The organism is Arthrobacter sp. (genome assembly GCF_031179985.1).
Lineage (GTDB): Bacteria > Actinomycetota > Actinomycetes > Actinomycetales > Micrococcaceae > Arthrobacter.
Map to the genome: position 1 here is coordinate 1 of NZ_JAPSHJ010000025.1, position 20,936 is coordinate 20,936.

The 20,936-nt window shown below is 63.1% G+C and carries 21 protein-coding genes; 7 read left to right on the forward strand and 14 right to left on the reverse strand.

Annotation, left to right across the window (positions count from 1 at the left end; genetic code table 11):
- A partial coding sequence (locus RIN13_RS12600; RefSeq protein WP_309107682.1) for a DUF222 domain-containing protein occupies window positions 1–350 on the reverse strand: 350 nt, incomplete at its 3' end.
- A gap of 89 nt (window positions 351–439) precedes the next feature.
- Between RIN13_RS12600 and RIN13_RS12605 the strand changes: the two genes are divergently transcribed.
- Window positions 440–649 (forward strand): hypothetical protein, encoded by a 210-nt coding sequence (locus tag RIN13_RS12605; RefSeq protein WP_309107683.1) that lies wholly within the window; start codon window positions 440–442, stop codon window positions 647–649.
- Between the two features lie 256 nt (window positions 650–905).
- Here RIN13_RS12605 and RIN13_RS12610 read toward each other — a convergent pair whose 3' ends face one another.
- Genes RIN13_RS12610 through truB form a run of 3 tightly spaced genes read right to left on the reverse strand, consistent with a single transcriptional unit; the run spans window position 906 to window position 2,687 of the window.
- Window positions 906–1,376: a hypothetical protein gene (locus RIN13_RS12610; protein ID WP_309107684.1), complete on the reverse strand. Its 471-nt coding sequence runs from the start codon at window positions 1,374–1,376 to the stop codon at window positions 906–908.
- Between the two features lie 19 nt (window positions 1,377–1,395).
- Entirely contained in the window at window positions 1,396–1,749 is a 354-nt protein-coding gene (locus RIN13_RS12615) for a hypothetical protein (protein WP_309107685.1), read from the reverse strand.
- A gap of 2 nt (window positions 1,750–1,751) precedes the next feature.
- Complete coding sequence (gene truB, locus RIN13_RS12620; protein ID WP_309107686.1) at window positions 1,752–2,687, reverse strand: tRNA pseudouridine(55) synthase TruB; 936 nt, start codon at window positions 2,685–2,687, stop codon at window positions 1,752–1,754.
- 93 nt (window positions 2,688–2,780) lie between these two features.
- Here truB and RIN13_RS12625 point away from each other — a divergent pair, with 93 nt between their 5' ends.
- Window positions 2,781–3,935, forward strand: a complete 1,155-nt coding sequence (locus tag RIN13_RS12625; protein WP_309107687.1) for a pyridoxal phosphate-dependent aminotransferase — start codon at window positions 2,781–2,783, stop codon at window positions 3,933–3,935.
- Between the two features lie 25 nt (window positions 3,936–3,960).
- Here the strand turns inward: RIN13_RS12625 and trxA are convergent, their stop codons facing one another.
- Together trxA and RIN13_RS12635 are read right to left on the reverse strand one after the other, a co-directional pair.
- Complete coding sequence (gene trxA, locus RIN13_RS12630; RefSeq protein ID WP_309107688.1) at window positions 3,961–4,398, reverse strand: thioredoxin; 438 nt, start codon at window positions 4,396–4,398, stop codon at window positions 3,961–3,963.
- A gap of 76 nt (window positions 4,399–4,474) precedes the next feature.
- Window positions 4,475–4,960 (reverse strand): nucleoside deaminase, encoded by a 486-nt coding sequence (locus RIN13_RS12635; RefSeq protein ID WP_309107689.1) that lies wholly within the window; start codon window positions 4,958–4,960, stop codon window positions 4,475–4,477.
- A gap of 204 nt (window positions 4,961–5,164) precedes the next feature.
- Here RIN13_RS12635 and RIN13_RS12640 point away from each other — a divergent pair, with 204 nt between their 5' ends.
- Window positions 5,165–6,280: a ScyD/ScyE family protein gene (locus RIN13_RS12640; RefSeq protein ID WP_309107690.1), complete on the forward strand. Its 1,116-nt coding sequence runs from the start codon at window positions 5,165–5,167 to the stop codon at window positions 6,278–6,280.
- A gap of 111 nt (window positions 6,281–6,391) precedes the next feature.
- Here RIN13_RS12640 and rbfA read toward each other — a convergent pair whose 3' ends face one another.
- The 5 genes from rbfA to rimP all read right to left on the reverse strand — a co-directional run bounded on the left by rbfA (window position 6,392) and on the right by rimP (window position 12,289).
- The gene (rbfA, locus tag RIN13_RS12645; RefSeq protein WP_309107691.1) at window positions 6,392–6,904 is read right to left on the reverse strand and encodes a 30S ribosome-binding factor RbfA; all 513 of its coding nucleotides are present in this window, start codon (window positions 6,902–6,904) and stop codon (window positions 6,392–6,394) included.
- Between the two features lie 100 nt (window positions 6,905–7,004).
- Complete coding sequence (gene infB / locus RIN13_RS12650) at window positions 7,005–9,956, reverse strand: translation initiation factor IF-2 (protein WP_309107692.1); 2,952 nt, start codon at window positions 9,954–9,956, stop codon at window positions 7,005–7,007.
- 152 nt (window positions 9,957–10,108) lie between these two features.
- Window positions 10,109–10,384 carry a YlxR family protein gene (locus RIN13_RS12655; RefSeq protein ID WP_309107693.1) on the reverse strand — a complete coding sequence of 92 codons (276 nt, stop codon included), beginning with the start codon at window positions 10,382–10,384 and terminating at the stop codon, window positions 10,109–10,111.
- 307 nt (window positions 10,385–10,691) lie between these two features.
- Window positions 10,692–11,672, reverse strand: coding sequence for a transcription termination factor NusA (nusA, locus tag RIN13_RS12660; protein WP_309107694.1), 981 nt, complete (start codon window positions 11,670–11,672; stop codon window positions 10,692–10,694).
- The gene (gene rimP, locus RIN13_RS12665; RefSeq protein ID WP_309107695.1) at window positions 11,672–12,289 is read right to left on the reverse strand and encodes a ribosome maturation factor RimP; all 618 of its coding nucleotides are present in this window, start codon (window positions 12,287–12,289) and stop codon (window positions 11,672–11,674) included. Before rimP ends, nusA begins: the two co-directional genes overlap by 1 nt.
- Before the next feature lie 105 nt (window positions 12,290–12,394).
- Between rimP and RIN13_RS12670 the strand changes: the two genes are divergently transcribed.
- The 3 genes from RIN13_RS12670 (at window position 12,395) to RIN13_RS12680 (ending at window position 15,572) form a co-directional block, all read left to right on the forward strand.
- Complete coding sequence (locus RIN13_RS12670) at window positions 12,395–13,657, forward strand: ferritin-like domain-containing protein (protein ID WP_309107696.1); 1,263 nt, start codon at window positions 12,395–12,397, stop codon at window positions 13,655–13,657.
- 69 nt (window positions 13,658–13,726) lie between these two features.
- Entirely contained in the window at window positions 13,727–14,455 is a 729-nt protein-coding gene (locus RIN13_RS12675; RefSeq protein WP_309107697.1) for a VIT1/CCC1 transporter family protein, read from the forward strand.
- A gap of 40 nt (window positions 14,456–14,495) precedes the next feature.
- Complete coding sequence (locus tag RIN13_RS12680) at window positions 14,496–15,572, forward strand: aminoglycoside phosphotransferase family protein (protein ID WP_309107698.1); 1,077 nt, start codon at window positions 14,496–14,498, stop codon at window positions 15,570–15,572.
- Here the strand turns inward: RIN13_RS12680 and RIN13_RS12685 are convergent.
- From RIN13_RS12685 to RIN13_RS12695, 3 genes are read right to left on the reverse strand one after another with little or no spacing between them, the layout of a single operon-like run.
- Window positions 15,569–16,957, reverse strand: a complete 1,389-nt coding sequence (locus RIN13_RS12685; RefSeq protein WP_309107699.1) for an aminotransferase class V-fold PLP-dependent enzyme — start codon at window positions 16,955–16,957, stop codon at window positions 15,569–15,571. The genes RIN13_RS12680 and RIN13_RS12685 overlap by 4 nt on opposite strands.
- A 56-nt stretch (window positions 16,958–17,013) precedes the next feature.
- Window positions 17,014–17,808 (reverse strand): TSUP family transporter, encoded by a 795-nt coding sequence (locus RIN13_RS12690; protein WP_309107700.1) that lies wholly within the window; start codon window positions 17,806–17,808, stop codon window positions 17,014–17,016.
- Window positions 17,809–17,823: 15 nt separating this feature from the next.
- Window positions 17,824–19,638, reverse strand: a complete 1,815-nt coding sequence (locus RIN13_RS12695; protein ID WP_309107701.1) for a proline--tRNA ligase — start codon at window positions 19,636–19,638, stop codon at window positions 17,824–17,826.
- Window positions 19,639–20,169: 531 nt separating this feature from the next.
- On the opposite strand from RIN13_RS12695, the gene RIN13_RS12700 reads away from it, so the two are divergent.
- A complete protein-coding gene (locus RIN13_RS12700; protein ID WP_309107702.1) occupies window positions 20,170–20,928 on the forward strand; it encodes an ABC transporter ATP-binding protein in 759 nt (252 codons plus the stop codon).
- Window positions 20,929–20,936: the final 8 nt, after the last annotated feature.

A 20,936-nucleotide genomic window follows, 5' to 3' on the forward strand; every position in this document is an offset into this window, starting at 1 on the left:
TCGAGGGCCAGGGTGATGATGGTCGCGGCGCGGGAGGGGATGGTTCCGGCAGCGTAGGCGGTGGCGGGTTCTTCCCGGGCGGGCGGGACGGGTTGGCCGGTGATTCCGGTGGAGGGCAGGAGTGCTGCGGCCAGGGCCAGGCGGCGACGTGCTTCGGCGGCGCTGATCCGCAGCCGGGCGCGGAGGAACTCGGCGGTGTTCCGGCACCCGTCCCCACCAGACCAGGCAGACCCGGGACCAGACCGAAGGGGCCAGCAGGCACAGCAGATACGACAGATCCGGAAGTCCCGGAAGACGCGATAAACCCGGCAGCCCCCGCAGACCCGGGGTCCGTCGTTTCCGGGCCCCACCCGGTGGTCCAGCCATGCGTGGAACCGGCTCCCGTGGAAGTTTCAGCGCGGGTGCTTAACGGGGCTGAAGCTTCACGGCTGGCAGGTTCGTGGCGGGTGCAGTCCACGGCAGCGGCGGCGAAGACCTGGAGGTATTCCACGGTGCGGGAGAGTTCCTCGACCTGGCAGGCGAAGTCCGTCGCGTCAGCGAAGCCGGACAGCGCGAGCTCACCGGCCGCCGTCGTCCGTACCGTTCCCAGCAACTCAAGACTGGCCGCCACCGCACCGGACACGCCGCCGCCGGACACACCGTGGCTTGAAACACTATGGTCCGAAGCCAGGGGCGTCGAATCAAACGGTGCGATACTCCGTAAACCTCGAAAGGGCGCCGGATGAGGATCAATAGTGGCGGCACCCAGCTGCCGCTGGCGCATTGCGCCAACTGCTGCAAGTTCCCCCATGGCTTCCATGGAACAACTCTGCCAAAGGGGTGCGACATTTTAGGGGGAAGACACCCAGCACCGTTCCCTGCTAGTGCCGTACGTACGGCACTGTGGGAGGAAAGCTCCGATAACTTTAGGCGGAAGGTTCCGGAACTGCCGCCGACGGCCGCCGGCGGTAAAGCCAGGCCAGCCCCAAAATAGGCAGAAGCAATGGAATGAAGGCGTAACCCCGTCCGAAAAGCGACCACACGGTTTCGTGGGGGAACTGGACGGCATCAAACACGCTCAGTGCACCGACCACCAGGACGCCGACGAGTTCCACGAGGACGGCAGCAACAGAGACCTTGAACCAGGTTCGCCCTGGCTTGGCCAATGAGACTGTAGCAATGACATACACGACGGCGGCAAAAGCTGACAGCAGGTACGCCAGCGGGGCTTCGGAAAACTTGGTGAGGATCTGATAGCCTGCGCGGGCCGTGGCCGATATGGCGAAGACCGCGTAGACGGCAATAAGCAGGCGACCGGGGCCGGTATTGCGCGTATTGCCAGCCGTCTTCCCGGTACCCGTCACAGCGCCTGGAGATTCAGAGGATTGTGCTGCCACGTTTTGGGGTTCCTTCACGTCAGTACCAGATCTGATTCATTCGGGCAGCCATCACCAAGGCCGTGACTCCGACCGCTGCCAGGACAAAGTTGCTCCAGCGGGTGCGTTCGAGGATGGACCAGTAGATTGCGCCGACCGGGAGCATGAGCGCTGTGAGGAGATAGCCCCAGAACTCCCATGCCTCACCTGCAATAGGTTCCCCCGACGACACCCTGATGATTGAGCCGACGAGGTAGACGAGGAGCGCGAGCTCAACTGCCGCAACGGACAGGATGGTGACGTCGTTCGGCCCTTTTCTGAGGATGCCGGCTGTAACGCAGATGATCGAGGAGAGGAGACCGACCACCAGGATGATGTAAAAGTAGGCATCCACAGCTACTTGTCCCTGCCATCAGCGTAGGGCAGCCCGCTTCCTGGCGCGAAGACAAGCACAGGCTTGGCGAAGCTCCCAGCATCCGCCAGCAAGGCAACGAGCGTTCCGTCGGGAGCGAAGGCGGCGGCGGGCTTCTCCACAGTGGCGGCACCCGGTGTCCCTGCTGCTGCCCCTGCGAGTACGCGTCGTCCGAACGAAATTTCAGTGGTTTCAGCCTCGCTCAGCTGCCGGTTGGGCAACAAAGCACGGGCAGCCTCCGAGATTTCCAGTACTTCGAGTTCCTCTGCCAGTTGCTCAAGGGTCCTGGCTTGCTCCAGAGAGTAAGGACCCACGTGCGTCCTGCGCAGCGCAGTCAGGTGCCCGCCAATACCAAGGGCATTTCCGAGATCACGCGCCAGAGCCCGGATATACGTACCTGAAGAGCATTCAACCGTGACGTCGACGTCCACTACCCTGCCGTCGTCGACTGGTCTGATGCTGTGTACATCGAAGCGATGGATGGTTACGGGACGGGCCTTCAGCGTGACCTCTTCACCGGACCGGACACGGGCATAGGCCCGCTCCCCATTGACCTTGATGGCGCTGACACTGCTGGGTATCTGCTGGATTTCTCCGGTAAGGGCGACGACGCCTGCCCGGATGGCTTCCTCGGAAACGTCCACTGCGCTGTGCGTCGCAGTGACTTCGCCTTCAGCGTCGTCAGTCACTGTAGATTCTCCGAGACGGATGGTAGCCGTATAGGTCTTGGACGTTCCGACGATGTACGTCAGGAGCCGCGTCGCCTTGTTGATCCCAACCACCAGCACGCCTGTGGCCATGGGATCCAAGGTCCCTGCATGGCCTACTTTCCGGGTACCGGCGAGCCGCCGCATCCGTCCAACCACATCGTGGCTGGTCCAGCCTTGCGGCTTGTCCACTATTACCAGTCCAGAAAGCACGCCTCCCAGTATATCTTCGCGGCTGCCGCCTCCTGACGCCCGGCAGATCGGAGCAGCAGGGCAAGCCGCAGGCACCGCGTTAGGATGGCTCTCATGCCAGAGCTTGCCGCGCATGTCCGCGACGTTCCCGTCAACCAGATCCGTGAGATCACAGAGGCGGCGTGGCGTACTCCCGGTTCGCTGGTTCTGAGCATCGGCGAACCCGGCTTTGCAGTCCCGCGCCATGTCCTCGAGGCCGGGATGGCGTGCCTGGACCGCGACGAGACGAACTACACACCGAACGCCGGCCTTCCCGTACTCCGCGAAGCGTTCGCCGCCCGGTTCCGGCAGCAGACGGGGGCAGACATCACCGGCGACCGCGTGTACGTCGTGGAAGGGGCACAGCAGGGACTGCATCTGGCCATGAGCCTGCTCCTGGGTCCGGGTGACGAGATCCTGATCCCCAACCCCGGCTATCCCACCTTCGGAATGACCAGCAGCCTGCTGCACGCGGTGCCCGTCCGGTACCCGCTCTATCCCGACCAGCAGTTCCAGCCACGCATCAGTGACATTGAATCTCTGATCTCCTCCAGGACAAAGGTCCTGATGCTCAATTCGCCGTCGAACCCGCTGGGCGCCGTCATTCCCGGTGAGCTGATGGAGCAGCTGGTGGAACTGGCCAGGGTGCATGACCTATGGATCATTTCCGACGAGTGCTACGAAGCGTTCACGTTCGATGTTCCCCACGTGAGTCCGGCCGTTTTTGATGGTACGGAGCCTGGCGAAGCGCGGGTATTCACCTCCCTCACATTGTCAAAGACGTACGGGCTCACTGGTCTGCGGATCGGGGCGCTGGTGTGCCCGCCAGGGCTGGAGAAACGTATGAACAACGTGATGGAGAGCATCGTGTCCTGCGTGGCATCACCGTCGCAGTATGCCGCTGTTGCCGCCCTGACCGGACCCCAGGATTATGTGGCTGAAGCCCGCAATCACTATCGAGCCAACCGTGACGCCGCCTCAGCGGTTTTGGCGGCAAAGGGCATTCCCTTCCTGGATGCACAGGGCGCCTTCTACTTGTGGGCGGACGTATCCCATGTCAGCGGTGGAGACGTCAGGGCCTGGGTGCATCGTTTCCTCGCGGAGGAGGGTGTTTCTTTTGCCCCTGGTACTGCCTTCGGTTCCATCGGAGAGGGGTGGATCCGGATCTCCCTGTGTGGCCAGCCCCAGGATCTGATGGACGGCATCTCGCGCCTCCCCGCCCGCGCCTGACCGCCTACCCACGCGAAGCTGGAGTCTACCTGGCAGCGCCAGCCAGCGCCTTGTCCAGCCAGGCTCGTAGTGCAGGGGCGGGTGCGGCCCCAATCTGCCGGGCTACCACGGTGCCGTTGACGATCACCATAAGAGTGGGAATGGACTGGATCGCAAACCGTGATGACAGGCCAGGTGCCCGATCCACATCCACCTTGACGAGTTTGATCGCGCCTGCCTTCTCCTGCGCAAGCTGATCCAGTACCGGGCTCACCATCCTGCACGGCCCGCACCACTCCGCCCAAAAGTCAATGAGCGCCGGAACGCTCGACCCTTCAGCCACCAGGGCAAAATTTTCGTCACCAGCCACCGCTACCCATGGCAGATCCTGCTTGCAATTGGCACAGCGGGGCCTGCCTGAGGCCACACCAGGAACCCTGTTGGTCTTTCCACAGTGCAGGCATTTGATCAGCTGGGAAGCCATCTGCGTCTCCTGTCCCCCGGTTGTCTCCCGCCCGATGTCCGCGTCACCCAGGCGTCTTCACGAGTCAACTGAGCCGTCAGTAGTCAATACGGTCGCCATGGGCGTGCCACGCCTCGAACGGACGGTTTGACGTCGGGATGGCTGCTTGCCGGACCGGCAGCAGCTCCGGACGGCTTCCGGCGAAGTATTCATAAAACACCGCGTCGTCAAATCCGGCGGCTGCAGCACCGTGCCGGTCCGCGGCAAAGTAGACGCTGTCCATCCTGGCCCAGAGAGCCGAGGCGAGGCACAGCGGGCAAGGCTCGCAGCTGGTGTACAGAACTGATCCGCTCAGGTCAAAGTTTCCGATGCCGGCCGCCGCGTTCCTGATGGCTACAACCTCGGCATGGGCCGTGGGATCGTTGTCCCGGGTCACGCGGTTAACCCCTTCGAACCGCCGACCGTCCGGAGTGACCACCAAGGCCCCGAATGGTCCGCCGCCTTCAGCAACGTTCTGGATCGCAAGGCGAACCGCCATCTCCAGATATTCTGCGGAACCTGAAACGTTCCCTGAGCCGCTCATCCTCTGATCATAGCCAGACCGCGGCGATTTTCCCGTGCCTCCGTGCCATGCATTTACCTAGGGCCAAGCCACCTTTTCCGCAAGCATCGACATCTCCCAAACTGCGGTACTAAACTACTCGCGTTTGGGGGAGACGCCGTGTGGACGGGTCAAAACAAGGGTCTCAATGTACTGGATGCTCGCACCCCGACATTGGAGACAAAAATGAGAAAACAACTACCCTTTGCTGCGGTTCTCACAACCGCGGCTGCACTCCTTATCGCTGCACCAGCCACCCACGCCTCCAAAGATGAAGCGCCTGCCGCACCGACAGTCCGGGCCGACGGCCTGTTCAGTCCCTTGCACATCGGCGACGGTCCAGGGGGCTCCGTCCTTGTGACGGAGCAGTTCCTGGGACAGCTGATTCAAATTGACAAGAATGGCCAACGCACAGTACTCCACGACAACCCGGGCTGGAGCGTCGCGGGCAGCGACCTGGGCGGGGACACCATCTATGTTGCGGAAAGCCAGGGCGCGGGAGGCTTTGATGGTCTTCCCCTTGCGGGACATATCCGTGCCCTGAACCCTGAGGGTACGCAGCGGACCTTCGGGGATCTGGCAGCCCTGGAGACGACGGAGAACGCCGACGGCGGGATCACCTACGGATTCGAAAACCTGCCGGCGGATTGTGCAGCCTTGTTGCCGGAGCATGCGCGGGCATCCTATACAGGCGAAATCGACTCCCATCCCTACGGCATCGACATCTACGGCAGCACCATTTATGTCGCTGATGCAGGAGCCAACAGCGTTGTCTCAGTAGATGCTGATACCGGAGAAACCAAAACCGTTGCGGTCCTTCCGCCTCGGCCTTTCCTTGTGACTGAGGAAGCAGCAGCCGCTTCGGGCCTCCCGGCCTGCGCTGTCGGCCACACGTACTGGTTTGAAGCCGTGCCCACCGACATCGAACTCGGTCTGGACGGCTGGCTGTACGTGACTTCCCTGCCCGGAGGACCGGAAGACCCGGCTCTCGGTGCACGCGGGGCCGTGCTGAAGGTCAATCCGCACGACGGCCGGGTAAAGGTATTCGCTGACGAGATCATGTCTCCGACCGGTATCGACATGGATGAGAAGGGAAACATCTATGTGGCATCCCTCTTCGGGGAAGGCGTTCTGAAGTTCTCCGCCCACTCCGGCAAAGAGCGGGTGGTGCTGAGCGCCATGCTTACGGCCGACGTGGACATCCGGGGCGACACCATCTACGCCTCGGTCAACGCGTTGCCCGGTGAACCCGGTACGCCACCGACAGGTCAAGTGGTTACCCTTTGGCACGGAGACCATTGAGCCCTGCGTTCAGCAGTACAACCGGTTGAGCAACAAATCCAGTTGAGCAGCACGTTTAACTGAGTGTGGCCGGATCCGTCCGGACCCGGCCACACTCTTAAAGAAAGACTTCTACTTGCTGTTGTCTTCGTCGATCTCGTTGTCGCCGCTGAAATCGATGTCCTCGTCGTCGAAGTCGTCCTCATCGATGTCCACGTCGTCCTGCGGAGCATCTGTTTTGTAAGGATCGGCATCGCCGGCATGCTTGGCGTTCTGAGCCAGCTCAGCAACCTCAGCATCGCGCTTCTTGGCTGCCCGGAGCAGCTCCTCAAGGTTGGAGGCGACGACGGGGATCTGATCTGCCACGAACTCGAGGGTGGGCGTCAGCCGGACAGTGATGTTGCGTCCCACCTCCTGGCGCAGGACACCCTTGGCTTTGTCGAGACCCTTTGCAGCGTCCGCCTGTACCACCTGGTCACCGAGGACGGTGTAGTAGATGGTGGCGTGCTGCAGATCGTTGGTGACGCGGGCGTCAGTGACAGTGATGCCCTCAAGCCGGGGATCCTTGACCTTCCGGCCCAAAGCCTCGGCAACAACCACCTTAATCCGCTGCGCCAACTTGGCAGCGCGTGCCGGATCAGCCATGACTTCCTCCTGGAAATAGAAAAATTAGAAAGGGAGGGGCCGCCGGAATAATCCAACGGCCCCGACCCGGGTTACTGCGCTGATTTCTCAGCAAAGAACCTTAGACGCGCGGCTTCTCGCGCATCTCGAAGGTCTCGATGATGTCGCCCTCGTTGATGTCGTTGAACGAACCAAGGCCGATACCACACTCGAAGTCCGTGCGGACCTCAGTGGCGTCATCCTTGAAGCGCTTGAGCGTCTCAACGGTGAGGTTGTCGCCGATGACCTTGCCGTCGCGGCTGATGCGGGCCTTCGTGTTGCGTCGGATAACACCCGAGCGGACGATGGAACCGGCAATGTTGCCGAACTTGGAGGAACGGAACACTTCGCGGACCTCGGCGGTGCCAAGCTGGACCTCTTCGTACTCCGGCTTGAGCATGCCCTTGAGGGCCATCTCGATGTCATCAATTGCTGCGTAGATGACGGAGTAGAAGCGCATGTCCACGCCTTCGCGGTCTGCCAGTTCGGCAACACGCTCGGCAGGCTTGACGTTGAAGCCGATGATGACGGCGCTGTCCACCGTCGCCAGGTTGACGTCGTTCTGCGTGATCGCACCAACACCGCGGTGGATAACACGGAGCTGGACACCCTCGCCGACGTCGATCTTGAGCAGCGCGTCTTCGAGGGCTTCCACGGCACCGGACACGTCACCCTTGAGGATGAGGTTGAGGGTGTCGATCTTGCCTTCGGCGACGGCCTGGTCGAAGTCTTCCAGGCTGATGCGCTTGCGGCGCTTGGCCAGGGCGGCGTTGCGGTCGGCAGCTTCACGCTTCTCTGCGATCTGGCGGGCGGTACGCTCGTCAGCTGTCACGAAGAAGGTGTCTCCGGCTCGCGGCACGTTGGACAGACCCAGCACCTGGACCGGGCGGGACGGGCCAGCCTCAGTCAGTGCAGAACCGTCGTCGTCGAACATTGCACGGACACGGCCATGGGCCGTACCGGCAACGATCGTGTCGCCGACGCGCAGGCTACCGGACTGAACCAGGACAGTTGCCACTGAACCGCGGCCCTTGTCGAGGTTTGCTTCGATCGCGATACCGCGGGCGTCCTTGTTCGGATTGGCGCGCATGTCCAAGGCAGCGTCTGCGGTCAGCAGCACGGCCTCAAGCAGCTCGTCGATGTTCAGGTTCTGACGGGCAGAGACCTCAACGAACATGGTGTCGCCACCGTATTCTTCCGGAACCAGTCCGTACTCGGTCAGCTGGCCGCGGACCTTCTCCGGGTTGGCGCCTTCCTTGTCGATCTTGTTCACAGCCACAACGATCGGCACGTTGGCCGCCTGAGCGTGGTTGAGGGCTTCAACGGTCTGGGGCATAACGCCGTCGTCCGCTGCGACCACCAGGATGGCGATGTCGGTGACCTTCGCACCACGGGCACGCATAGCGGTGAACGCCTCGTGGCCCGGAGTGTCGATGAAGGTGATCTTGCGGTCTTCACCCTCATGGGTGTGCGTGACCTGGTAAGCACCGATGTGCTGCGTGATGCCGCCGTGCTCGCCCGCCATAACGTCGGACTTGCGGATGGCATCGAGCAGGCGGGTTTTACCGTGGTCGACGTGACCCATGACGGTGACAACAGGAGGACGTGCCTCAAGGTCTTCGTCGCCTTCTGCTTCAAGCTCTGCGTCGAAGTCGATATCGAAGGTGCTGAGCAGCTCGCGCTCCTCGTCCTCCGGCGAAACAACCTGCAGCTTGTAGCCCAGTTCTTCACCAAGAAGGGCGAAGGTTTCCTCGTCAAGCGACTGTGTTGCAGTTGCCATCTCGCCGAGGTGGAAGAGCACGGTAACCAACGCGGCGGGGTTCGCCTCGATCTTGTCAGCAAAGTCCGTGATCGAGGACCCACGGCGCAGCCTTACGACTGTGTTGCCATCGCCGCGGGGTACGCTCACGCCACCCAGCGACGGAGCACTCATCTGCTCCAGTTCCTGACGCTTGGCACGCTTCGACTTGCGCTGCTTGCCGCGGCCTGCTCCGCCCTTACCGAAGGCACCCTGGGTGCCACCGCGACCGCGGCCACCCTTGCCGAAGCCTCCGCCAGCGGGAGCTCCGCCACCGGCACCCGGAGCACCACCGGTACCCGGTGCGCCGCCTGGACGGCCCGGACCACGGGCGCCGCCACCGGGACGTCCACCGGCACCAGCCGGTGCGGGACGCTCGGTGCGGTTAGGCATCATGCCCGGCGTGGGCCGGTTTCCACCGGCACCTGCGGGACGCGGACTACCTGAGCCCGGAGCGCCACCTGTGCGGGGAGCACCGGGACGCGCACCGGCTCCGCCGGCGCCACCTGTACGGGGAGCACCCGGACGGGGACCACCTGCACCTGCAGCAGGACGCTGCCCGGCGTGGCCGGGACGGTCGCCTTCAGTGCGGCTGCCACCGGGACGAGGCATGCCCTGTGAGGTTGCGAACGGGTTGTTGCCCGGACGCGGGGGACGTTCGTTGTCGCCGCCGCGACCCCGGGGCATACCCTGGGACGTCGCAAACGGGTTGTTGCCGGGACGGGGACCGCCCGGACGAGGGGCTGAACCACCCTGGCGGGAGGGAGCCGCCGGCGCTGCCGGAGCTTCAGCCTTGGGAGCCGGACGCGCACCGGGCTTGGCGCCCGTGGAAGGCGCGGCTGGTGCAGCCGGAGCTGCAGAGGCTGCTGGAGCCGCCGGAGCTGACGACGCCGGAGCCGGAGCAGCAGGCGCGGCTGCAGCAGGAGCGGGTGCTTCTGCCTTGGCGGCCGGTGCCGGAGCAGCAGGTGCCGGAGCCTTGGAGGCAGCAGGACCAGGCGCAGGCGCAGGCGCCTGGCGTGCAGGTGCCGGGCTGGCAGCAGGCTTGGATGGGGCGGCAGCTTCGGTTGAGGAAGCGGCAGCGCCGGGGAAAGCGTTGCGGAGTTTCCTCACAACGGGTGCCTCAATGGTGGAAGAGGCGGAGCGAACGAATTCGCCCAGTTCCTGCAGTTTGGTTACTGCATCTTTGGAAGTAATACCGAGCTCTTTAGCAAGCTCATGTACGCGGACCTTGGCCACATTTCTCCTGTCTCGGTCCGCACCGAGCCAGGCACGAACCGTCTACTTCTTACTGCGGGCCTCCGCCGCACATACAGCTGGAAGGCCCATTGCAGAGCGCAACAAAGTTGTCATCGTTGCGCACTCATCGCTGGGAACTCATCGGGTTTCCATCAGTTTTCTGACCCGCTTTCAGGTTGGACGGTTGTTGCTGCGGCCACCGGGGTGTCCACGGCTTTCGTGCCTGCCGATATCCGGCGTTCGACTTCGGCGGTTCCGGTTGCCCCGTTAAGAGCACGTCCGAAAGCCCGCCGCTTGATCGCCAGGGCCAGACACTTTTCGCTGGGATGCAGCCATGCACCCCGGCCAGCCATCCGGCGTCGTTCATCCACGATGACGGCGGAAGATCCACTGCCTTCGGCGACGAGCCGGAGTAACTCTGACCGCAACCCCTTCTTTCGGCATCCGATACAGGTTCGCTGGGGCTGATCCTTCAAGCGTTGCGTTTCTGCCACTCTCGAGCATCTTCCTGCCAGTACATAACTGCTGCCTGCGATAATCCGTGGCCACCCGTTGGGCAGCCGGCGACCTACTGCAGGCACACGAACACCGGCCGTTAGGCGCGGTCTTGTCTATTCTAGCCCCACCGGGGCCATTGTCTTGAAACCGCGGCCGGGAAGTGGACGGGAAATACGGAACAGGGCCGGCGGCAAGTACTGCCTCCGGCCCCGTACTGAAACTAATTGTTCCAGTTGTTTACTTGTTCCGGTCGACGGCGGCGTCGGAGACGATATCGATCCGCCATCCGGTGAGTTTGGCGGCGAGGCGTGCGTTCTGGCCTTCCTTGCCGATCGCCAGGGACAGCTGGTAGTCCGGAACCACCACACGGGCGGAGCGAGTGGCTTCGTCGGTAATGGTGACGGAATTCACGCGCGACGGCGACAATGCACTTGCGATGAAGGTTGCGGGGTCGTCGCTGTAGTCCACAATGTCGATTTTCTCGTCATTGAGCTCGGTCATGACCGCTCGCACCCGCGAGCCCATTTCACCGATGCAGGCGCCCTTGGCGTTGATCCCGGGAGTGTTGGCCTTCACCGCAATCTTGGTGCGGTGTCCGGCTTCGCGCGCCAAGGCCACGATCTCGACTGAGCGGTCGGCGATCTCGGGGACCTCCAGCTCGAACAGCTTCCGAACGAGCCCAGGGTGGGATCGCGACAGTGTGATGGACGGGCCTTTGGTACCACGGTGGACGTCTATGACAAAGGCACGGAGCCTGTTGCCATGGATGTACTTTTCCCCGGGCACCTGCTCGGGCGGCGGAAGCAACGCTTCCACCGTGCCGAGGTTGACCTGGATCATGTGCGGGTTGTTTCCCTGCTGGATGAGGCCGGCAACAAGTTCGCCTTCGCGTCCCTTGAATTCACCCAACACATTGTCGTCTTCAACGTCGCGCAGGCGCTGCAGGATGATCTGCCGTGCAGTGCTTGCTGCAATCCGGCCAAAGCCCGCCGGCGTGTCCTCGAACTCGCCGATGGGCGCACCGTCGTCGTCGATCTCAGTCGCCCAGATGGTGACGTGACCACTCTTGCGGTCCAGTTCGGCCCGGGCCTTCTCGAAGGCGCCGGGCGACTTGTGATAGGCCACCAGCAGCGCTTGCTCGATGGTGGGAATCAGGAGATCCAGCGGAATTTCACGCTCACGCTCCAGGAGTCTCAGTGCGCTCATGTCAATATCCATTAGGCCTCCTCAGAAGGTCCGTTGTACTCATTTTCCAGACCAGCCTCTTCGAGGTGGCTGAACTCTATTTCGACTTTTCCGTGACGGATCCTGTCGAAAGGAATCTTGACGGGTTCGCCCTGCTTGGGCTTCATCCCTTTTTTGACGGCGATTTCCGGTACCAGAGTCACACCGTCGTCGTCTACCGACACAATCCGGCCCGTGAGGTCATCGCCCTGGATGACCTTGACCTTGACCAGCCGACCGCGTGCACGGTACCAATGGCGCGCTTCCGTCAGAGGACGGCCCACACCTGGAGAGGAAACCTCAAGGTCGTAAGGACGGTTGTCGTCCTGGGGGTCCTCGTCCAGCACGTTGGAAAGTTCCTTGGAAATCTCAGCAATGACGTCAAGGCCGACCCCGCCGGTTTCTTCCTGTGGCAAGTCCACCACTACGTGGACCACCCTGTTGGAGCCCGCGATGTTGATGTCAACATCCTCCAGATACAGCCTGTGCGCCTGAACCGTGGGTTCCAGGAGCGCGCGGAGCCGCTGAGCTTCGCGTTGATGCGCAGCGGCGGGCCCGGCCGTTCCTGTCCCGTTACGGTCTGATGAAGTCGTGGCTTCTGCATTACTCACGATGCCGGCCGCCTTCCGCTAGATGATGTTGTGACTACTAGCGTAACGATTTTCCAGCGGCCTTGGTGCACGCGGTTACCCACCGGCATGACAACATGGTCTGTTGTGAAAGACGACACCCGGGAAAAGCGACGGCCGCTCACGTATTTCCGTTACCTTCTCCTTGCCTGTGTTGCCGGACTGGTTATAAGCCTCGGCGTCGCCATGACGCCGCGGCCCGCCCCAGAACCACCTGAACCGGCCTTTTCCGAGCAGGCACGCGCCTCGGCCCTGGAAACTTCGCTCCGCCTTCGAAGCTCCGCCCAAGTCCTCGCTGAGGCAGCGCCGGAGGCTCAGCAGGCTGCGTTTACGCGGGTTGTGACATTGCTGACAACGCAGGCTAAAGCCCTGCTCCCTGCGGGGACGGCAACTTCAGATCCTTCCGCCTCAGCCAAGGTCCCGCCCTCAGAAACGGCACCCTCAGCCACGTCGCCGGAACCATCACCGTCGGCCACCGCTGCAGCCGCTTCTGCGGGTGAACTGGTGGCCGGTTTGTCCGCCAGTGGCGTTCAACGGACCAGTGATGCGGTAGCGGCCGACGGCGGGATGGCCAGGCTGTTGGCAGCGGTGGGTACCGCCCAACTGCTTGAAGCGTCGGCATTCGCAGGCGCAGTGGGCATCCCGGCGCCGGAGGCCACGGTTACAGGCCTGACACCGGAAGACGCGAAGCAGCTGAAGGGCGGAACGCCCGATTGCGTGGCCTCTTTATCAGCTGCAGGGGCATCAGCAGCGCCCCCGGCAGGGCCTCCGGCACCGCAAACAGCGGATTCTCCCTCTGCCCGGTCCGGGGAGCCGGGACAGGGTGGACTTGGACAGCAGGGCCCTCTCCTCGCGGCTGCCCTGTCCATGACTGTCAAAACCGAAGCTGAGACCGTCTATGGCTATCAGGTGGCCCTGACCCGTCTGGAGAAATCCAATACCCAGTCGGCGTCATCGCTGATGGAGCGGCACGAACAACTGTTGCAGGAGGCCGAGGAGCTGAGCCGGCTGCACTGCGTAGAAACCCCTCATCAGGAACCCGGCTATTCCCTGAAGCCTGAATTTCTGCAGGCTCCCGCTGCCGGGCTGGCGAGCCTCGAAGCGGAAACCCTGCCCGTCTATGCCGACCTTGTGGCCCTGAGCGAGGGGCCGGCACGCCGCTGGGCGATAGCCGGCCTCTGGGAAGCTGCACGAAGGTCGGTGCAGTGGGGCGCGGATCCGGGCGCCGTGCCTGGCGTGCTATTTAACGTTGATCAACTGCCGCCGTTACCCGATGAGACAGCAGCCGATGATGAACTGCCCAATGATGAGACAGCAGCCGATGATGAGACAGCAGACGAGCAGTCCTGACCATCTGATCCCGGTTCCGGAAGCCCGCGGTTACTGGAAAGCTTCCTGTCCCGGTGGTTTGCTGTTCACATGGATGATCCACTGCCCGGCAGCCTCCACCACAACGAGCCCCACGGCAATGACCTCTCGCAGCGGCTGAACTGGCTGCGCGCAGGAGTCCTGGGCGCCAACGATGGAATAGTTTCGGTAGCCGCCATTGTGGTGGGCGTCGCCGGTGCAACGGCCGCATCGGGGCCTATTCTGGCAGCTGGTGCGGCCGGGCTGGTCGGGGGTGCCATTTCCATGGCCCTGGGCGAGTACGTCTCCGTCAGCAGCCAAAGCGACAGCCAGAAGTCCCTCATCGAGAAGGAACGCCGGGAGCTCGAGGAGCAGCCGGTGGAGGAGCTTGCCGAACTCACGGCCATCTATCAGCAGAAGGGCCTCAGCGTTGAGACTGCCCGGACTGTTGCCGAGGAACTGACAAGGCATGACGCGCTGTCCGCCCACCTCTCAGCGGAGCTGCACATTGACGAGGACGACATCGTAAGCCCCTGGCACGCTGCGTTCGCTTCGGCATCCGCGTTCGTCATCGGAGCCATCCTTCCGTTGCTTGCCATTCTGTTGCCGCCCCAGGACATCCGTGTCCCCGTTACCTTTGTTGCTGTGCTGGTTGCACTGGCGGCCACGGGAGCGCTGGGGGCATGGATTGGGGGCGGCTCCAGGGGCCGTGCCGCCATCCGGGTGGTCATCGGAGGTGCCCTCGCCCTGGCGGCAACCTTCAGCATCGGCAACCTGCTGGGAGCCAGCGGCGTGGTCTGAATCCCGGCCGCAGCCCGGGTCCTGGACTACGCTGGTGCTGATGATCCGGTCAGCAGAAGTACCCGTCCCCGTAGACCTCACCCGGAGGTACAGCACCACCAGCTCCGGGCGGGCTTGGCTTGCGTCGCTTCCGGGGCTGATCCAGGGCCGGCTGGACCACTGGAACCTGGAACTTGACCTCCCAGAGGGCGCAGTGCCGTGGAACGGGCATGGGGCCATTGTTATCCCGGTCATGGCTTCCGGCGATCCAGCTGTCCTCAAGGTGGCCTATCCGCACGACGAAGCCCGTGTCGAGCGGCACGCCCTGGCCCTGTGGAACGGCCGGGGTGCAGTCCGGTTGCTGGATTCCGACGCCGGCACGTGCTCGATGCTGCTGGAGCGACTCGACCCGGTCCGCTCGTTGCAGGGAGCGCCCATGGATACTGCCGTGGAGGTGTGGGGTGGCCTCGTTCGCCAGCTCAGCCTGGTCCCCGACGGCAACGCAGAATGGGCCGAATTCGAACATGTGGCTGCACTGGCCGAGCGCTGGAGCGACGACCTTGCCGCGGAATGGGAACAACTGGGCCGGCCCTTTCCACGATGGCTACTGGAAGCTGCCTTGGAAGTATGCCAAACACGGGGCGCTGTGGGCCGACGCTCGGGCAGGGACGTGCTGGTCAATACCGACTTCCATTTCCTGAACATCCTGGCCCGCCCGGACGCCCCGGCAGTGGCCGGACCAGGCGACTATGCCGCAATAGACCCCCAGCCCATGATCGGTGAAGCTGAGTTCGCGGTGGCACCTCTGCTCTGGAACCGGTTGGGTAACCTTTCCACCCGCGATCCTGAGCGAGGCCTCGTGGAGAGGTGCGCGGATTTCAGTGAGGCAGCTGGGCTGGACGCGAACACCGCTGCCCAGTGGGCCGTGGCCCGCGAAGTGGACAATGCCTTGCATTATGCTGCCCGGCCGCACCACGAGGGAGACCTGGCCCGCTCGCTGTGGGTTGCCAGCACGCTCGCCGGCCGCACGCTCTCCGGGCTCCCCCACGCCCACCGGTTGCCGGAGCCGGGGACAGCCCACAACTGGTCAGCGGGGTCCCAGGCGTGGGTCACTGGAAGGTCGGGGCAGGACGGCTAGGAGCGTACTGACGCTACTGCGCTTTCGATTGCCTCAACTGCAACCTTAACGTCCTCGTCGCTGGTGCTCCAGTTACTGACCGAGATCCGAAGGATGTCCTTTCCCTGCCAGCGGGATCCGGACATCCACACGTGGCCGTCGGCAATAACCCGGGCAGTGACGGCGCGGGTTGTGGCATCGTCCCCGAACGCCAGCGACACTTGCGTGTAGTCAACATCGTTCAGCACCTCTACACCGCCCACGGCGGACAGCCTTTCCGCAAGCTGGGCTGCGCGGTTAGCCAAGCGCCGGATCTGCTCAGCCACGCCCTCCTTCCCCAAGGATTTCAGGGCCGCCCATACAGGGACTCCCCTGGCCCGTCGGGAGAGCTCGGGCACTTTGTCGAATGGATCAGCAGAACCATCCACGTCCTGGATCAGGTAGCTGGTGCTGACTCCCATGGCGGTACGGAGCGCCGTCGCGTCTTTCACCACCGCAATCCCGCAGTCGTAGGGGACGTTCAGGCTCTTGTGCGCATCCGTTGCCCAGGAATCGGCCAGGGCCAGGCCCTCGGTCAGCGCAGACAGTTCCGGCACCGCAGCCGCCCATAGCCCGAAGGCGCCGTCCACATGGACCCAGGCGTTATGTTTCCTCGCAACACTGATCGCTTCACTGAACGGATCAAAAGCTCCGGAATGCAGATTTCCAGCCTGCAGGCACACGAGCAAAGGTCCGGTCCCCTCACCAAGGACCCGGTCAAGCTCGGCAGGAATGATCCGTCCCTGCCGGTCAGAGGGAACAACTGCCGGCGTCCCCAAACCCACGTACCGCAAGGCCAGGTCCACGCTGGCATGCCGCTCTTGGCCCACTACACAGCGGATTCGGGGCCCACCGGCGAGGCCGTTGGCCTCCGCATCCCAGCCGGCGTTCGTCAAAAGCCGCCAGCGCGCGGCAAGCAGCGAGGTGAAGTTCGCCATAGTAGCTCCGGTGACGAATCCGACGTCGGACTCCGGCGGAAGGCCCAGAAGCTCAAGAAGCCAGTTCCCCGCCGCTTCCTCAATGGCTGCCGCTGCAGGGGTCGCATAGCGCATACTTGTGTTCTGGTCCCATGCACTGACCATCCAGTCAGCGGCCAGGGCAGCGGGCAGCGTTCCGCCAATGACCCAGCCGAAGAAGCGTCCGGACGGCATGGCCATCAGTCCGGGTTCGGCATGAGTGGCGAGATACTCCACAACGTCAGCAGCCCCCATGCCTCCGTGCTGGAGCGGTCCGCCAAAGACTTCCAGCAGCTCCCCCGCGGTTTTCTTTGGCCCGACATCGCGCCCCGGCAGGCTGTCCAGCCACTCGGTGGCATGCCTTGAGGCCGCCTCCAAAGCTTCCCTGTATGATTCTGAACCTGCTGACATAGGAGCATGCTACGCCTGCCCTTTTCCGTACGGGAGTGCTTGCGGAAGGACCCCGCCTAAGCGAAGGTGTCGTGCCAGACGTCGTAGCCGAGCTTGATGATAAGGGCGCCCACCACGGTCAGGAATACGATCCGGATGAAGCGGCTCCCTTGCTTGACGGCTGTTCGGGCTCCCAGATAACCGCCGGCCATGTTCGCCACTCCGAGCAGCAGTCCTATGCCCCACAGCAGTGATCCGTGCGGCAGGAAGAAGATGAGCGCCCCGGCGTTGGTAGCCATGTTGACGATCTTCGCCTTCGCGCTGGCTTCGAGGAAGGCATAGCCCATTGCGGATACCAGGGCAATGACCAGGAAGGAACCGGTCCCCGGGCCGATCAGCCCGTCATAGAAGCCGATGACAGCCCCAATCAGGCAGGCCACAACATAGTGCGTGCGGCCGTCATGGCGCAGGACGGTGAGGTTGCCGACGTCGGGCTTGAAGGCCGTAAAAAGTGCGACGGCAATCAGTGCCGCCACAATGATCGGCTTGAAGACGCTGGCCGGGAGCGTGGCCGCCAGCACGGCTCCCCCGAAGCTGCCGGCCAAAGCGATGACGGCCATGGGGATGGCTGTCCATAAATCCGGCCGGACGCGGCGGTAGAACGTAACCGAGCTGGTGGTGGTCCCGAAGATCGAGCCCATTTTGTTGGTCGCCAGTGCCTGGACAGGAGTGATCCCGGGCACCAGCAAAAGCGCCGGCAACTGGAGGAGGCCGCCGCCTCCGACAACGGCGTCCACCCAGCCCGCGGCAAATCCCGCCACGACCAGCAGGATGATTGTTGCAAGCTGAATCGACTCGAAGCCTGAGACCACGCCGTCCAAGTTGTGCTAGCGGCTGTTGCGGACGGCGTTGACCACGAAGGCCACGGCCTTGTCCACCGTCACGTTCTCGGCCTCCCCGGTTCTGCGGTCCTTGATCTCGACGACGCCGTCCACCAGACCGCGGCCGACCGCGAGGATGGTGGGGACGCCCACGAGCTCGGCGTCGCCGAACTTTACGCCGGGAGAAACCTTCGGACGGTCGTCGTAAATGACTTCCAACCCGGCGGCCTCGAGTTCGAGGGCAATCTTTTCAGCAGTATCGAAAATTTCCTCACCACGGCCGACTGCAACAACGTGGACATCGGCCGGGGCAACTGCCCGCGGCCAGACCAGTCCCTTGTCATCGTGGTTGGACTCGGCCAGGGCGGCCACTGCGCGGGTCACGCCCACACCGTAGGAGCCCATGGTGACCACCACTTGCTTGCCATTCTGGTCGAGAACCTTCAGCTCAAGGGCTTCTGCGTACTTCCGCCCGAGCTGGAAGATGTGGCCCATCTCGATGCCACGGGCCGTCTCCAGGGGGCCGGAGCCGTCGGGAGCCTCGTCGCCTGCCCGTACCTCGGTGCATTCGATGACGCCGTCCCAGCCAAAGTCGCGGCCGGCCACCAGTCCGTAAACGTGCTTGCCTGCTTCGTTTGCGCCGGTGACCCAGGTGGTACCGCTGACCACACGGGGATCGACGAGGTAGAGCAGCTTGGCAGCGCCCTCCAGCCCCAGGAAAGGTTCGTCCAAAGACAGGCCAGGGCCAAGGTAGCCCTTCACGATTAACGGATTTTTCTTCAGGTCGTCCTCGTTGGCCGCTTCAAGGGCAATCTCACCGGCAACCGGCAGGAACCGGCCGATGTTCGCTTCGACGCGCTTCAGGTCCGCTCCCCGATCGCCCGGCAGCCCGATGACAACGATCTGGCGCTCCCCTGTTGGCAGGGTGACTGCGAGCACAACATTCTTGAGGGTGTCAGCGCCGGTCCAGGCGCCGCCGTCGGCCTCACTGCGGGGTACCAACCGGTTGGAGGCCTCCACCAGCGTATCGATCGTGGGAGTGCCCGGGGTGTCCAGGACCTCCGCCGCCGGAGCAGTGCTGAAGTCGATGTCATCCGGAACCACCGTGGTCACGGCCTCTACATTCGCAGCGTATCCCCCGGCTGAGCGCACGAACGTGTCCTCACCGATCTCGGTGGGGTGCAGGAACTCTTCACTCTTGGAGCCGCCCATCGCACCGGCGGTGGCGGCGACGGGAATAACCTCCAGGCCCAACCGCTCGAAAATCCGGAGATAGGCACCCCGATGCGCGGCGTAGCTGGCGTCCAGGCCGGCGTCGTCGACGTCGAACGAGTACGAGTCCTTCATGATGAATTCGCGGCCGCGCAGCAGGCCCGCCCGGGGACGGGCTTCGTCCCGGTACTTGTTCTGGATCTGGTAGATACTCAGCGGCAGATCTTTGTAGGACGAATAGAGGTCCTTGACCAGCAGAGTAAACATTTCCTCGTGAGTAGGGGCCAGCAGATAGTCGGCGCCCTTACGGTCCTTGAGCCGGAAAATCCCATCGCCGTACTCGGTCCAGCGGTTGGTGACCTCGTAGGGCTCCTTGGGCAGCAGCGCCGGGAAATGCACTTCCTGGGCGCCAATGGCGGCCATTTCCTCACGAATAACCTGCTCAACCCTGCGCAGTACGCTCAGGCCCAGCGGCAGCCAGGTGTAAATGCCCGGCGCTGCGCGGCGGATGTACCCGGCCCGGACCAGTAGCCGGTGGCTGGCCACCTCGGCGTCGACGGGATCTTCACGCAGCGTGCGCAGGAAAAGTTTGGAGAGGCGAAGGACCACTGGTCGGTATCCGTTTCTGGGGAACTGGCAAAAATGTCTGGATACCAATCTACCGGTTGGTGGCGCCTAAGCCATGCGCGGGCGGTGGTCCTCACCTGCCCGGACACAGAAGAGCCACGCCCTAACTGAAGGAAGCCCCTGGCCAGCTCGGCTGGTCATCCTGTTGTGGCGTGGCTCTGCGGCCTGAAAGGCCAAGTAATTCTGTGCGTGTTCCGTGCTTGGTACTGCTTTCAGTGGCATCCGTTCTCCAGCCTGGCAGCCAGTCCGAATGCTGGCTGTTGCCTTAGGACGTGTCCCCTAACTTCCTGTCCACTGCCGTGGCAAGGTCAACGCAAAGTGCCATGTTTGGAATTCCTTCCTGAGAGACCGACGCGCCCCATCAGCGCGGCTACGTAGAAACTTATGTGATCCCCGCCACCATTTCAAGAGGTCTTAACGCAAATGACTGTTGACGTCGACGTCCGTCAGGGCTAGTTTTTATTCATCAGGTGATGAATTAATCCCCCGACCGAAGTACTTCCGGGAGGAAAAATGTCCCAGCCAGCAGCCCCGCCTCCTTCAGATGGCCGTGAACGGGGCGTGGAAGTCGAGAAACTCAATGTCACCCGAAGCGGGAGGGACATCCTCCGGAACATCAGCTTTTCAGTTCCGGCGGGCCAAATTACGGGCCTTCTGGGGCCCTCGGGAAGCGGTAAGACAACGCTCATGAGGGCTATCGTCGGCGTACAGAAAATCACCTCAGGCTCGGTAAGGGTTCTGGGCAGACCGGCGGGCCATCCACGGCTCAGGCACGACGTCGGATACGTCACGCAGGCACCCAGCATCTACATGGATCTCAGCGTAGAAGCGAACGTGCGGTATTTCGGAGCCATGCACAGCAGGAAACGCGAGGATGCCAGGCGGGCGATTGACGCCGTCGACCTCCGTGCCTTGGCGCACCAGAAGGCGGCTGACCTTTCCGGGGGAGAGCTCAGCAGGGCATCCCTTGCATGCGCTTTGGTCTCGGAGCCCAAACTCCTGGTACTGGATGAACCTACGGTGGGACTGGATCCTGTTTTGCGGGCAGATCTCTGGCGACGATTCCGCAGCATGGCTGAGGCCGGCACCACCCTCCTGATCTCCAGCCATGTCATGGAGGAAGCCAGCCATTGTTCGTCCCTGCTCCTGCTGCGCGGCGGCGGGCTCCTGGCCTGGCTCACTCCCGAGGAACTAAGCCGAAAGGGCAGAAGTGCTGACCTTGAACAGGCCTTCCTTCACGTAATCCAGCAGTCGGAAGCGACGGTGGCGTGATGGATCCA